The 13,116-nt window shown below is 45.8% G+C and carries 14 protein-coding genes; all 14 read right to left on the bottom strand.

Annotated features, from left to right (window positions below; translation table 11 throughout):
- Positions 1 to 69 precede the first annotated feature (69 nt).
- Entirely contained in the window at positions 70 to 330 is a 261-nt protein-coding gene (locus tag GCU48_RS21355) for a stage V sporulation protein S (protein ID WP_007430104.1), read from the bottom strand.
- A 129-nt stretch (positions 331 to 459) separates the two neighbouring features.
- Complete coding sequence (locus tag GCU48_RS21350; RefSeq protein WP_025715730.1) at positions 460 to 1,254, bottom strand: TIGR00282 family metallophosphoesterase; 795 nt, start codon at positions 1,252 to 1,254, stop codon at positions 460 to 462.
- 76 nt (positions 1,255 to 1,330) lie between these two features.
- Entirely contained in the window at positions 1,331 to 2,875 is a 1,545-nt protein-coding gene (gene rny / locus GCU48_RS21345; RefSeq protein ID WP_013309958.1) for a ribonuclease Y, read from the bottom strand.
- 374 nt (positions 2,876 to 3,249) lie between these two features.
- Positions 3,250 to 3,999 carry a regulatory protein RecX gene (locus GCU48_RS21340; RefSeq protein WP_152381373.1) on the bottom strand — a complete coding sequence of 250 codons (750 nt, stop codon included), beginning with the start codon at positions 3,997 to 3,999 and terminating at the stop codon, positions 3,250 to 3,252.
- A 210-nt stretch (positions 4,000 to 4,209) separates the two neighbouring features.
- Entirely contained in the window at positions 4,210 to 5,271 is a 1,062-nt protein-coding gene (gene recA, locus GCU48_RS21335) for a recombinase RecA (protein WP_025719904.1), read from the bottom strand.
- Between the two features lie 240 nt (positions 5,272 to 5,511).
- Positions 5,512 to 6,780 (bottom strand): competence/damage-inducible protein A, encoded by a 1,269-nt coding sequence (locus tag GCU48_RS21330; protein ID WP_152381372.1) that lies wholly within the window; start codon positions 6,778 to 6,780, stop codon positions 5,512 to 5,514.
- Positions 6,781 to 6,877: 97 nt separating this feature from the next.
- Positions 6,878 to 7,465: a CDP-diacylglycerol--glycerol-3-phosphate 3-phosphatidyltransferase gene (gene pgsA, locus GCU48_RS21325; protein WP_025719900.1), complete on the bottom strand. Its 588-nt coding sequence runs from the start codon at positions 7,463 to 7,465 to the stop codon at positions 6,878 to 6,880.
- Positions 7,466 to 7,675: 210 nt separating this feature from the next.
- On the bottom strand, positions 7,676 to 8,167 hold the full coding sequence (locus tag GCU48_RS21320; protein WP_152381371.1) for a YajQ family cyclic di-GMP-binding protein: 492 nt from the start codon (positions 8,165 to 8,167) through the stop codon (positions 7,676 to 7,678).
- Positions 8,168 to 8,313: 146 nt separating this feature from the next.
- On the bottom strand, positions 8,314 to 8,478 hold the full coding sequence (locus GCU48_RS27090) for a hypothetical protein (RefSeq protein ID WP_167518738.1): 165 nt from the start codon (positions 8,476 to 8,478) through the stop codon (positions 8,314 to 8,316).
- An 83-nt stretch (positions 8,479 to 8,561) separates the two neighbouring features.
- Positions 8,562 to 9,653, bottom strand: coding sequence for a helix-turn-helix domain-containing protein (locus GCU48_RS21315; RefSeq protein ID WP_152381370.1), 1,092 nt, complete (start codon positions 9,651 to 9,653; stop codon positions 8,562 to 8,564).
- A 32-nt stretch (positions 9,654 to 9,685) separates the two neighbouring features.
- The gene (locus tag GCU48_RS21310) at positions 9,686 to 10,459 is read right to left on the bottom strand and encodes a DUF3388 domain-containing protein (protein ID WP_025719896.1); all 774 of its coding nucleotides are present in this window, start codon (positions 10,457 to 10,459) and stop codon (positions 9,686 to 9,688) included.
- Between the two features lie 230 nt (positions 10,460 to 10,689).
- A complete protein-coding gene (locus GCU48_RS21305) occupies positions 10,690 to 10,944 on the bottom strand; it encodes a DUF3243 domain-containing protein (RefSeq protein ID WP_025719894.1) in 255 nt (84 codons plus the stop codon).
- 102 nt (positions 10,945 to 11,046) lie between these two features.
- The gene (gene ymfI / locus GCU48_RS21300; protein WP_025719893.1) at positions 11,047 to 11,814 is read right to left on the bottom strand and encodes an elongation factor P 5-aminopentanone reductase; all 768 of its coding nucleotides are present in this window, start codon (positions 11,812 to 11,814) and stop codon (positions 11,047 to 11,049) included.
- Positions 11,815 to 11,834: 20 nt separating this feature from the next.
- Positions 11,835 to 13,115 (bottom strand): EF-P 5-aminopentanol modification-associated protein YfmH, encoded by a 1,281-nt coding sequence (yfmH, locus tag GCU48_RS21295; RefSeq protein ID WP_152381369.1) that lies wholly within the window; start codon positions 13,113 to 13,115, stop codon positions 11,835 to 11,837.
- Between the last annotated feature and the right edge of the window lies 1 nt (position 13,116).

Raw genomic sequence — 13,116 nt, 5'->3', positions numbered from 1 at the left:
ATCGCAACAAGCCACAAAGCAAAAAAGCCCGTTTACGAAGCGTAAACAGGCTCAGGCAACGTTCATTTATTATCTCGGCTCTACAATCAATTTAATTGCGGTCCGATCTTCTCCGTCTATAACAATGTCTGTAAAAGCAGGAATACAAATCAAATCCACTCCGCTTGGTGCGACAAATCCCCGGGCAATGGCTACCGCTTTAATGGCTTGGTTTAGTGCACCGGCTCCAATCGCCTGCAATTCTGCATTTCCGCGTTCACGCAGTACTCCTGCAAGCGCGCCTGCAACTGAATTGGGATTGGATTTTGCTGATACTTTTAATACATCCATAGTAAGTACCTCCCCTGGGAATGATGATGGTTTGATTCCACTATTAGATGTTATTCGAGGGTCAGCAAAAAATTCCTGCTTTTTAGTGACAGTTTTCCATATTGTTTCCTTGAGTAGCTTGTAAGAAGGTCAATCCATCCGCCATTCATCTTCTTTAAGTCTAATTTTCTGAATTTTGCGGGCTTTTCCATTGCTATCATCCAACTCTACGCTAATGGCATGAAAATGCCATTTGCCCATGTCCACTTGAAAACGTACCGGAAGCTGCGTCTGGAATTTCTGTAACACAGCCTCCTTCTGCATACCAAGCACTCCCTCATAGGGACCTACCATTCCCGCATCTGTCTGATATGCAGTTCCTTGCGGCAAAATGGTATCATCATTACTCTGTACATGTGTGTGTGTACCAACCACAATGGAAGCACGTCCATCCAGATGCCAGCCCATGGCGATCTTTTCCGACGTTGCTTCAGCATGAAAATCGACCAGAATATGCTTGTGCTTTTTACGCAGCTCATCTACAATGTCATCTGCTGCGCGAAACGGACAATCAATAGCTGGCAAAAAGGTTCTGCCCTGCAAATTAACGATGGCCAGCTCTTTACCTCCACCCTTTACAACGGTATACCCCCGTCCTGGTGTTCCCGGCGGAAAGTTAGCCGGGCGTATAATACGCGGCTCATCATCTATAAAATCAAATATTTCCTTATTGTCCCAAGTATGATTCCCCATCGTAATCCCATGAACGCCCCAATCAAAAAACTCTCTGGCGATGGCTGGAGTAATCCCTCTTCCCGAAGCCGCATTTTCTCCATTGACAATAATAATATGCGGGTTATATTTTGACTTTAACGAAGGGAGATTTTCCCTCAGTGCCTTTCTGCCTACACTGCCGACGATGTCTCCAATAAATAATACGTTGATAGAAAACCCTCCCTAGTCTGCCCTACATAATGAAAAGTGGCCCTACAAGCAGCGGCCACTTTTCATTGAAATGCTTTTATTTTGCGTATTCTACCGCACGGGTCTCGCGAATGACGGTAACCTTGATATGACCAGGATAGTCCAGTTCATTTTCAATCGTTTTCGTTATATCGCGGGCCAGTCGGAATGCTTCCGCATCATCAATTTTCTCTGGCTGTACCATGACACGTACTTCGCGTCCCGCTTGAATTGCGTATGATTTTTCAACGCCTTCAAAAGACTCGGAGATGCGTTCCAGCTTCTCAAGACGACGGATGTACGTCTCTAGCGTTTCACGCCGCGCTCCCGGCCTTGCAGCTGACAGTGCATCTGCTGCTCCGACCAGCATGGCGATTACTGAAGTCGCTTCGCAGTCGCCGTGATGTGAAGCAATGCTGTTGATGACGACCGGGTGTTCCTTGTACTTCTTCGCCAGTTCCACGCCAATTTCAACGTGTGATCCTTCCACTTCGTGATCCAGCGCCTTCCCGATGTCATGCAGCAATCCTGCCCGTCTTGCCAGTACAACATCCTCGCCCAGTTCCCCGGCCATCAGACCTGTCAAGTATGCAACTTCCATCGAGTGCTTCAATACGTTCTGTCCATAACTTGTACGGAACTTGAGACGCCCCAAAATTTTGATTAAATCCGGATGCAGGCTATGCACGCCTACTTCAAAGGTGGCCTGTTCGCCATACTCGCGGATTCGTTCGTCCACTTCTTTACGGGATTTTTCAACCATCTCTTCAATACGTGCCGGATGTATCCGTCCGTCCGCTACGAGCTTCTCAAGCGCAGTACGCGCAATCTCTCTACGAATCGGATCAAATCCGGACAAAATAACAGCTTCCGGCGTATCATCAATAATGAGGTCAATTCCCGTAAGGGTTTCAAGTGCACGGATATTACGGCCTTCACGCCCGATAATCCGGCCTTTCATTTCTTCGTTTGGCAACGTGACAACAGAAACCGTCGTTTCTGCTACATGGTCTGCTGCACAGCGTTGGATGGCCAGTGTGATGATTTCACGAGACTTTTTGTCCGCCTCTTCTTTGGCCTGCTGTTCAATTTCCTTAATCATCTGAGCTGTTTCATGACGAACTTCCTGCTCTACGTTGGTCAGAATAATACTTCTTGCATCCTCCATCGTCAGATTGGAAATACGCTCCAGCTCAGTTACCTGGCTCTTGTAAATCAAATCAATTTGCTGCTGGGTTTCATCGATTCGTTTCTCTTTGTTGGCCACTTGTTCTTCTTTGCGTTCCAGCGATTCCAATTTTTTATCCAGCGATTCTTCTTTTTGCAGCAATCTTCGTTCCTGTCGTTGAATTTCATTACGACGTTCACGAGTTTCTTTTTCAGCTTCGGCACGGATGCGGTGGATTTCATCTTTCGCTTCCAATACCGTTTCCTTCTTCAGTGCTTCCGCCTCTTTTTTCGCGTTCTCCACGATTTGCGCGGCAGCTTCTTCCGCACTGGAGATTTTAGCTTCTGCAATAGATTTGCGAATAAAATAACCAATCCCGAACCCAAAGAATAACGCGGCTACAGCAACGAGAACGAACCAGATCGCAGTCATCATACTGTTCACCTCCCCGTTGGTTCCTCCAAGGCATTCCTTGGGACTTTTTGCAATTGTCACATTTACTTTAATCGTCAAACTAAGATAACGACACAAGGTCGCTTCATTTCATATGCACATGCTCTCACATGTACAATTCCGCCTGGCATAGCGGCATCACTTGTTATTTGGCGATGAGAACTTACCGTGGATTCCGCTTTTTTGGAAGGAAAAAGGGCATTCCACAAGTATCGTTTCATATATATTTTATTATTTGACAAATGGCATTGTCAAGGGAATGCAAACTTTAGTAAGTTGCCGTGTTGTTTCCATGTAATAACCTGCTTGCCCTGACCAGTCAGGTCATCATCCGATGAATGACCGACAGTTAACAACTATTCATCCCACTGCGATAATTCCTCGTCTTCATAAGCTCCGTTTTGCTCAGCCGCAGTGAGATGATTGACTACTCGGCGTGTCATGTCACCCGAGTATCCGCGTCTCATGAGAAAAGGATACGTTTTTCGTTTTTTCTCCGTCACATCACCACGTACCTGTTCCCATTTCTTGCGTCCAATAACTAAAGCGCTCTCCCATTCTTCGTTATCGGTGATCTCTCCTAAAGCTTCACCGATAGAGGCTTTAGAGATGCCCTTCTGACGAAGTTCCTGCCTTACCCACATCTTCCCCTTACGTTGGCTCGTTATACGCTGCCTTGCCCACTGGCGGGCGTACAAATCATCATCCACGAGCCGTTCCCTTTCCAGTCGCGCCAACACTTCTTCTATAACAGCCTGATTCAGTTCCTTTTGCACCAATCGCTGTGCAATTTCCTGACGTGTACGCGGCTTTCGCCCCAAATAGTGGAGCGCATATACGTAACCCTGCTGCTTTTCATCTGCTAGAACGATATCTTCCAATTCTTTTTTGTCGAATGACGTTCCTTTAAACATATTGTACTTGATCATTACATCTTCCAACACGGACAGTGAATACGGGCCGAAGTGAATAATATATCTTCCCCGTTTGCGCCCCTGTCCCTGCTCCACCTTGGTAATCATCAATCCTTCGTTATCCGGAAAATGAGAAATACCTTGCTGTTCATTTTCTTCCGAGCTATATTCATCTTCATTCTGCAATTGCAATGTGCTTCCCTCACTTTGAAATTCACGAAGGCAAGCTGAGAGCGCTTGCCACGCAAAAGTTAGATTCCACTGACAGAACAGGCCGCGTTCGATGCAAAAATGCCCTGCACAACTGTGCAGGGCATCAGAATTATGCTATTCAAACGGACTGTGCCATAATCCCCAGGCTCCAGTTCACATGACAGAACAGAAACCAAGATTCAGCCAAGCTTATTCAAGCTCTAGCAATTCCTGCTCTTCTTTAGCTTCCTTCGCCAACTCTTCTTCTGTCGGTGGAGCAACCGTCGTAATTAAATTACTCGCCACCCGAATTTTTTGCTCGATTGTGCTAGCAATGTTCGGATTTTCCTTCAAAAATTGTTTCGCATTCTCACGTCCTTGACCGAGGCGCTCGCCCTCGTAGGAATACCAGGCTCCGCTCTTGTCGACAATGTCATGCTCCGTACCGATGTCGATCAAGCTGCCTTCTTTGGAAATACCCTCACCGTACATAATGTCCACTTCCGCCTGACGGAAAGGAGGGGCAACTTTATTCTTCACGACTTTAATACGTGTGCGGTTACCCACAATGTCGTTCCCCATCTTCAAGCTTTCAATACGGCGGACATCCAAGCGTACTGTTGAGTAAAACTTCAATGCACGTCCACCTGGTGTGGTTTCAGGGTTACCGAACATAACGCCTACTTTTTCACGCAGCTGGTTAATAAAGATAGCAATGGTTTTCGATTTATTAATGGCTCCAGACAGCTTACGCAATGCCTGCGACATCAAGCGTGCTTGAAGACCGACGTGGGAATCTCCCATTTCGCCTTCAATCTCTGCCTTCGGCACAAGTGCCGCTACAGAGTCAATGACGATAATGTCTACTGCTCCACTACGTACAAGAGCTTCGGCAATCTCCAGCGCCTGTTCTCCTGTATCTGGTTGTGAGAGTAACAGTTCATCAATATTGACACCCAGCTTGCTCGCATACGACGGATCAAGCGCATGCTCGGCATCGATAAAGGCGGCTTGTCCGCCTGTTTTTTGCACCTCTGCGATAGCATGAAGAGCTACTGTCGTTTTACCGGATGATTCCGGTCCATAAACTTCAATAATCCGGCCTCTTGGAAAGCCGCCCGTTCCTAACGCAATATCCAAAGCAATTGAACCACTGGGGATCGTTTCCACTTGCATGTGAGTGGACTCACCCAACTTCATAATGGAACCTTTACCGAATTGCTTTTCTATTTGACGGAGCGCCATATCCAGCGCAGCACGACGATCTGACAATAAACTCACATCCTTCATTGTTTGTACTTTAATAATACCTTGTTTTGACACGCTTGCCAAGCATTTTTTCGAACATACATTCGTTTTTTTGCTCAGCCGGTTCTCTACTATAATTGCATCCGTCTCTTAAAATAAAAAAAGAACCGCAGGCAAAAAGCTTTGCAACGGTTCTTCCGATACTATAATTATATCATGAATAGTCTATCAAAAACAACTCTACGATTCGCCATTTCTACATCATTAGGAGAGCTTCTCGTTCTCCACCAATCTTCGCCACAATCTGTACAGGATTGCTTTGACAGATCGCAGACGAATTGTTTCACGGTTTCCGCTGAGATTCAGCTCATATACTTCCGTTTCCTTGTCCCGTTCAGCAATGCTGATATATACCAAGCCCACAGGCTTTCGTTCGGAAAATCCGGGTCCGGCTACACCTGTGACTGAAAGTCCGAAATCGCTGTCCATGACCATTCTTGCCTGTTCTGCAAGCACAAGGGCCACTTCCTTGCTCACTGCGCCGGGCGCATGATCCCCTTCCAAATAATCATAAGGAACGTTAAGCAGCTTCATCTTCATTTCATTGGAATAACACACGATGCCACCTTGAAACATTACAGAGCTGCCCGGTATGGAAGTAATGTGTTCCATCAGCATCCCGCCTGTACAGCTTTCCGCAGCACTAACCGTTAGCCCGCGTTTGGACATCAGATCCACGATGACCTTCTCCAGCGTGACATCCTCGCTTGCATACATGTGTTCGGAAAGACGTTGTTGAATCTCTGCTTCCGTAGCCGTCAGCTTGATTAACGCTTCACTTTCACTAGCCGCCTTGGTGGATATGCGGATCGTGACTTCCCCTTCCTTGGCATAAGGAGCAATCGTCGGGTCCGTCTGAGATTGAATCAGATCTAGAAGCCGGGTTTCCAGCGCGGACTCACCAATCCCTGCAAATTTTAGCATTTTCGAATAAATCGGCATTTCCTTACCGCTTAATGCCTGCTGAAGCAGCCAAGGCTTCGCTTGATTTTCAAACATCGGTTTAAGTTCCTTAGGAGGACCAGGTAAAACCACATAAAATTTACCATCCTGCGCGATGGCATCCCCTATAGCCAACCCTGTCTCATTTTCAAGTGGGGTAGCCCCTTCAATAGAAAGCGCCTGCCGGCGGTTGTTCTCGGTCATTTCTACCCCACGGTTGCGGAAAAACTGTTCAAGCTTGTCCATGGCAAGACGATCTATGTGCAATTTCCGTCCGAGTACAGCAGCTATCGCATCTTTGGTCAAATCATCCTGAGTTGGTCCCAAACCACCGGAAAACAAAATAATATCTGCACGCTTCTGAGCCAGCCGTACCGCTTCCTGAAGCCGATCCATGTTATCGCCAACTACAGTCTGAAAATATACATCAATTCCGATTGCGGCCAACTCTTGGGACAGATATTGAGCATTTGTGTTCACGATTTGTCCAAGCAATAATTCTGTTCCTACTGCGATGATTTCAGCTTTCATTATCATTTTCCTCCTGTACTTCAAATGTTGTGGGAATTATGTAAAGAAACAGCAATAAGTGTGGTCCCTATTGCTGCTTCCATTAAAATGTATCCTGTTAAACTTTGGAGGAACTCAGCAAATGAATATTCTTCACAAAGTAATCTATACCCGAATAAATGGTAACTAACGCAGCCGCCCACATCGCTATTAAATCAAACGGAATACCCAGAAAAACAAACGGGAAATTATTAATGAGCAGCGCTACAATGGCAACAATCTGAATGATCGTCTTTAATTTGCCCCAATTGCTTGCAGCGACCACTGAACCGTCCAGCAAGGCAATCTGACGCAGACCCGTAACCGCGAACTCACGGCTAACAATCACAACAACAATCCACGAATCAATCTTGCCCATTTCTACCAAAGAAACCAAAATGGCGGTTACCAAAAGCTTATCAGCAAGGGGGTCCAACAGCTTGCCCAAATTGGTGACCATGTTATTTTTACGGGCCAAGTATCCGTCAAGACCATCCGTGCTGGCTGCTATGAGGAAAATGATAGCCGCAATCAGCTGATTGTACGGCAACTTAAAAGCTCCGATCTCAATCGGCGGCGGATAAAAATCAAAATCCACCAGCAAAGCCAGCATCATCACCGGAATTAGGCAAATCCGCGTAATTGTAATTCTGTTGGGTAAATTCACAACACACTCTCCCCTGATTATCGTACTTGATTACAAATGGCAGTTTTCGGATTGAATTCAATCCTATGTAAATCGCTTCCGACAAGCGCTGTACACCTGAATTGTCTGCATTTTCGTTACAAGTATAATATGGTGCAAAACGCATGTCAAAATAACCTGCCTCACATCAAGCAACGTTTTTTCCTACACAAAGCCTGAGGGAAAACGGCTTTATTTCATGTTCGTAAATTGGAGCTCCAATGGCAAATCAGCTTTACGCAGCAATTGAATGATCGCCTGTAAATCATCCCTGTTTTTTCCGGTCACGCGAATTTGATCACCTTGAATCTGACTTTTCACTTTTAGCTTGGAATCCCGAATCAGAATGTTAATTTTTTTGGCATTATCCTGGTCAATCCCTTGCTTGAGCGTAAGACGTTGGCGCACTGAACCTAAAGAAGCTGGTTCCAACTTGCCAAACTCCACATTTTTAAGAGACAATCCCCGCTTGACCATTTTAGATTGTAAAATATCAATCACCGCATTCAGCTTGTATTCGTCTTCCGATGCAATCGTAAGAGCTTCTTTCTCAAGCTTTAGGCTACTTTTACTCCCCTTGAAATCAAACCGTGTTTCAATTTCACGCTCCGTCTGATGAACGGCATTCGTTAACTCCTGCATATCCATTTTGGAGACGATATCAAATGAATTTTCTGAAGCCATCGTTTCACTTCCCTTTCCACAACAAAGTTCAATATCTAATTATAGGCTAGTCATTTGCAAAAATCCAATAATCCGCTCACTAAAAAGGCGCTCTTGCCAGTTTCACTGACAAAAACGCCTTTATTTCATTTCACGATTCCAAATGTCTAATAGTGGACGCGGGTTGGAGTTCGGAACATATCCAAAACTCCAAGCACAATGTGAGCAAGGCCAAAGCCCAGTATGCCATAGCCCCAAGCACTCGGTGTCAGATAATAGCCAAGCAAGCTTACAATTATCCCCAGTCCGGTCACAATCCAGCTGACGGTCATAACGTATACACCTCACTTTGCGGAAATAAAATGACTGGCATCCCAAGAATTACAGTCATTAGTATTTACTCGCACGAAGATGTTTATTCGCCGTTCGTAGTTGTAGAGTCTGTACTGCTTTGCGCAGAATCCGTATTACTGCCTGTCGTCGAATCTGTAGGTGAACCCGTCACCCCAGCACTTGTTCCGGTAGAAGAAGGTTCTCCTTGCTGTATCAGTACACGAGTAGTCGATTTGTTATCGGTTATCGGCTGGCCAGCTACAGAAATGTCTGTGGCAGAAGAACGTCCTGATTTGATATATAAACCTTCGGGACCAATATCAAAAGACATGGCATCCCCGCTTTTAGTCATACCATAGCTCAGCTTTTCACCACGGGAGTTTTGTCCCTTGTACACCTCAAGCCAGCTTTCGCCCGTTGCTTTAATATCAACCTTGACCGTGGCCCCAGTCGCACTAGAGACCTTGAAAATCGTCGTTTTGCCTTGCTTGCCGTCCTGTGCCACAGTTACACCTTGTTGTGGCGCAGTCGTATTCGGCTGCTGGCTGTTGTCAGGTGAGGTTCCATTGGGATTATCAGTTACCGTACCACCTGGCTGAGTCTGTCCTGTCTGTCCTGTATCAGAGGTTTTCCCGCCACCACCGTTAGGAGCCGTCGTTTGGTTATTCGGTTGAGCTGTTGTTGTGTCCTGCGGTTGCGTCGTAGTTCCACCCTTCGTAGTATCAGGAGTAGACGAACTTGGTGTTGTGATCGGTGTTGTGTTTTCTGCTGTTTTTGGAGCTGTATGATTGTTGCTTACCCAATAAGCATAAATAACCCCACCAATAAGAACTAGAAAAAGCCACATTAACGCGGTAGGCAACCACTTAAGATTCCCAATTGTAGCGGGACGGCTAGAGCGTTTCTGTGTAACAGGCTCCATGACCGCTTCCGGTTCTGGTTCAGGTACATTGCTTTGATGTCCTTCCAAAATCTCATCGGGATTTAAACCGACCGTTTCGGCGTACGTTTTAATAAAAGCTTTGACATAAAAGCTTCCCGGCAGCACTTTGTAATCGCCCGTCTCAATGGCTTCCAGATAACGTTTGCGTATCTTCGTCATTTCCTGAACATCGTCAAGGCTCAATCCTTTTTGCAGCCGGGCCTCCTTTAATTGCTGACCCAGTTCTGACATGTCATCATCTCCTTGTATAATTACGCTTTTTTTTAAAGCTCTTCTGTATAACTGGCTGTAAAGGTATCATAGATAATTTCTTCAGCCGGATTATTGCGGAGTTCAATAATGAAATTAAAATCGTCAAAGCTGTATCCCGATTCACGCACAAATACGTCAGGATGCTCAATTACTTTAGTGCTTGGCATGCTCATAATTTCCTGAAGCAGGTGATAATGTCTTTCATTTGATCGAATCGTACTCACAATCCCGTCAATAATAAATACGTTGTTCGGGTTCATTTCCTCTTCGGAAAGCTGACTACGCACTGTCTGACGCAGAAGCGTCGAGGATACAAAAGTCCAGCGCTTCATGGCGCATACACTACTGGCAATTATAGATTCCGTTTTACCTACACGCGGCATTCCACGAAGGCCAATGACCTGATTGCCGTCCCTCTTTAATACTTCACCCAAAAAATCGACCAGCAACCCAAGCTCATCGCGAGTAAAGCGAAATGTTTTACGATCATCCGAGTCCCGGTCAATGTAACGACCATGTCTTACTGCCAATATATCGACCAGTCTCGGAGCACGCAAGGCCGTGACTGTAATGTTGCTGGCTTTTTTCAACGTGTCTCCGAGAATGCGTATTTTCTCATCATCGTCCGTTTCCAGTAACATTCCCCGTCTTTCGCCTTCAACACCATTGATCGTCAGTATATTAACCCCCAGAATACCAAGCATGGAAGCAATGTCCCCTAGCAGTCCGGGTCGATTTTTATGTATCTTGTACTCCATGTACCACTGTTTCGTTTCCTCCGTCACGTTAGCACCTCATTCAGATTCAAACCATCAAAAATTCCAATCAAAGCATTATTGTATCATAAAATAACATCATTCGACAAAACCAATTATTGAGACCTGAAAGGTATCCATTAAGTTGTATGCTTCAATCACGTTTATGATATATAAATTACAATGGAATTACAAGAACAGGTCTGTAACCATTACAGAAAAGCCCCCCAAAAGGGAGCTTTTCATGTGGGATTCCTGCTTTATGCGTTGCTTTTGGCTAATTTGACCATTAACCGGGCGATGGTGTGACGCTCATTTTCATCGGCAACTTCCCACAGTTCTTTCAGTGCGCGGTTGGAATGGTTGGCTGGATCGACCTTTTCATCCAGAAAGTCACCAATTTCATAAGCAAGCTCTGCAATGGTATCCTGACTGATTCCCAGCTTCTCCGCTTGCTCTACACGCTGACCGAGGAACTTTTTCCAAACATCAAAATCCTTTACGACTGTTGACATGCTTAAATCCTCCTTAGATGATTCAGATTTAAAATCAACAGTTGTAATATTCTCTTCTCAGACGCTTACTATACTGGTGGATTCCTCCAAGCGCTGTTTTCCTTAAGTCACCCATCCTCCATTAGGACTTATGACCTGACCATTTATATAACCTGACTCAGGAAGTGCGAGAAAATATACCAGGGACGAAATTTCATCAGGTCGAGCCAATCGCCCGGCAGGAATTTCTTCTTCCAAACTGGTAATTTCCCCCTCATCCAAATGATCCAGCATCGGGGTATCCACTGCACCCGGAGCTACAGCATTTACTGTTACCCCGGAAGGTGCAACCTCTTGAGCCAACGCTTTCGTGAAAGCGTTAATTCCTCCTTTGGTGGTGGAGTACAGCACTTCGCACGAAGCACCACATATTCCCCACACGGATGACACATTTACAATGCGGCCATAGCGTTGAGAAATCATATGGGGCATAAAAGCCTGCGAGCACAAAAAGGTTCCCTTAACGTTGACGGCCATCACTTCGTCCCATTCCGCTTCCGACACATCCGATAGCAGTCCATAATGAGATAATCCAGCATTATTTACCAGAATATCCGGCTTCATTCCGTGATTTTCAAGCTTTTCCCGCATACGTTCGATCTGCTCCTTGCTGCGCAAATCAGCCGACACGGTCATTACCTTGCCCGAATAAACCATACAACGACGGGCAACTTCGTTCGCTTTTTCATGGGACTTCATGTAGTGAATGACAACGTTCATCCCTACCGAGGCAAAACGCTCGGCAATAGCCGCCCCAATTCCCCCACTCGCTCCTGTAATCAGCACGGTCGTATCGCCTATGGCTTTTAATGCTCCGTTCTTGATGGTCATCGGGTTCCTCTCCCTAGACATTACGGACTCACCACCAGAGATATTGCCATTTGATCCCACTGGATATGATTTTTGAGACGGCGATTTACATCCTCTAGTGTAATGCTTTCATAGACCGGAAGCAGCTGAAAAAAATCACTCCCCCGAAAACGATGCCTTGTAAATTCGTGTGCGATATTTTCGGGTGAGTTGAGTGTACGCAAATAACCACCGATTTTCTTTTTGCGTGCCCGTTCAAAATGCTCTGCAACGAAACCATGCTTCTGGATGGACTCCACCTCTTCACGTATTCGCGCCAGCAACCGATCAGGATCTTTGGTATCCCCGCCGATTGCAGAGAAAGCATACTGAGTCGTACAGTTATATTCATGACCAAAACTGTCCGAAATCAAATCCTCATCGTAAAGCTTTTGATACAGCTCTGTACTGGAACCGAAAAGGAGATCAAGCATCAGCTTGGTTTCCAAATCATCACGCAGCAACTCTTCACCCGTCAGACCAACCTTGGCTTCCTTGAATCCGAACAGCAGCTTCGGCAGAGAAACCGCCAGCTTCACCTCACGGCGCGGTTCTGCAACTGTGGTAGGTTCCTCATCAAAAATCCGCTCGATTTCTCCTTGCGGCTTATAGTCCTTTTTCGCCTGATTGTTACGCACCAGCTCTATCACTTCCGCCGGGTCCACCCCGCCGACCACAAAAAGAATCATATTGCTTGGGTGATAAAAAGCTTCATAGCAGCTATACAGCGTTTCCTTTGTGATCGTGCTGATGGATTCAACAGTACCCGCAATGTCAATATGCACCGGATGAACTTTGTATAATGCTTCAATCAGACCAAAGTAGCTCCGCCAGTCCGGATTATCCCCATACATATTGATTTCCTGGCCAATAATGCCTTTTTCCTTCTCTACATTTTCATCTGTGAAGTAAGGATGCTGCACAAAATTGACCAGCGTGGTCAAGTTCTCCTGAATACGCTCGGTTGCGGAAAAAAGATATACGGTCTGATCAAAGCTCGTAAATGCGTTAGCCGATGCCCCATTGGAAGAAAAGGTAGCAAAAATATCGCCCTCAGGCTCTTCAAACATTTTATGCTCCAAAAAATGTGCGATGCCATCTGGCACCTTGATCGGCTGTTGACCTTCCACACGAAAATGATTATCAACTGAACCGTATTTTGTCGCAAAAGTAGCATAGGTCTTCTGAAAACCTGGTTTGGGCAACACATAGACGTGTAAGCCGTTATCCATTACTTCATAGTACAGCGTTTCCTGCAAATGCTCATAAGGTATGTGCTCCACC

The sequence above is a fragment of the Paenibacillus brasilensis genome (assembly GCF_009363115.1).
GTDB lineage: Bacteria > Bacillota > Bacilli > Paenibacillales > Paenibacillaceae > Paenibacillus > Paenibacillus brasilensis.
Note: the sequence above shows the minus strand (reverse complement) of the source record. Positions and strands in the feature narration are given on the sequence as shown.

Excerpts from the sequence above, each read along its gene's own strand:
- GCU48_RS21355 (WP_007430104.1), bottom strand. The coding sequence starts at position 330 with ATGGATGTATTAAAAGTATCAGCAAAATCCAATCCCAATTCAGTTGCA.
- rny (WP_013309958.1), bottom strand. The coding sequence starts at position 2,875 with ATGATGACTGCGATCTGGTTCGTTCTCGTTGCTGTAGCCGCGTTATTC.
- GCU48_RS21330 (WP_152381372.1), bottom strand. The coding sequence starts at position 6,780 with ATGAAAGCTGAAATCATCGCAGTAGGAACAGAATTATTGCTTGGACAA.
- GCU48_RS21320 (WP_152381371.1), bottom strand. The coding sequence starts at position 8,167 with ATGGCTTCAGAAAATTCATTTGATATCGTCTCCAAAATGGATATGCAG.
- GCU48_RS27090 (WP_167518738.1), bottom strand. The coding sequence starts at position 8,478 with ATGACCGTCAGCTGGATTGTGACCGGACTGGGGATAATTGTAAGCTTG.
- GCU48_RS21315 (WP_152381370.1), bottom strand. The coding sequence starts at position 9,653 with ATGTCAGAACTGGGTCAGCAATTAAAGGAGGCCCGGCTGCAAAAAGGA.
- GCU48_RS21305 (WP_025719894.1), bottom strand. The coding sequence starts at position 10,944 with ATGTCAACAGTCGTAAAGGATTTTGATGTTTGGAAAAAGTTCCTCGGT.
- ymfI (WP_025719893.1), bottom strand. The coding sequence starts at position 11,814 with ATGACCATCAAGAACGGAGCATTAAAAGCCATAGGCGATACGACCGTG.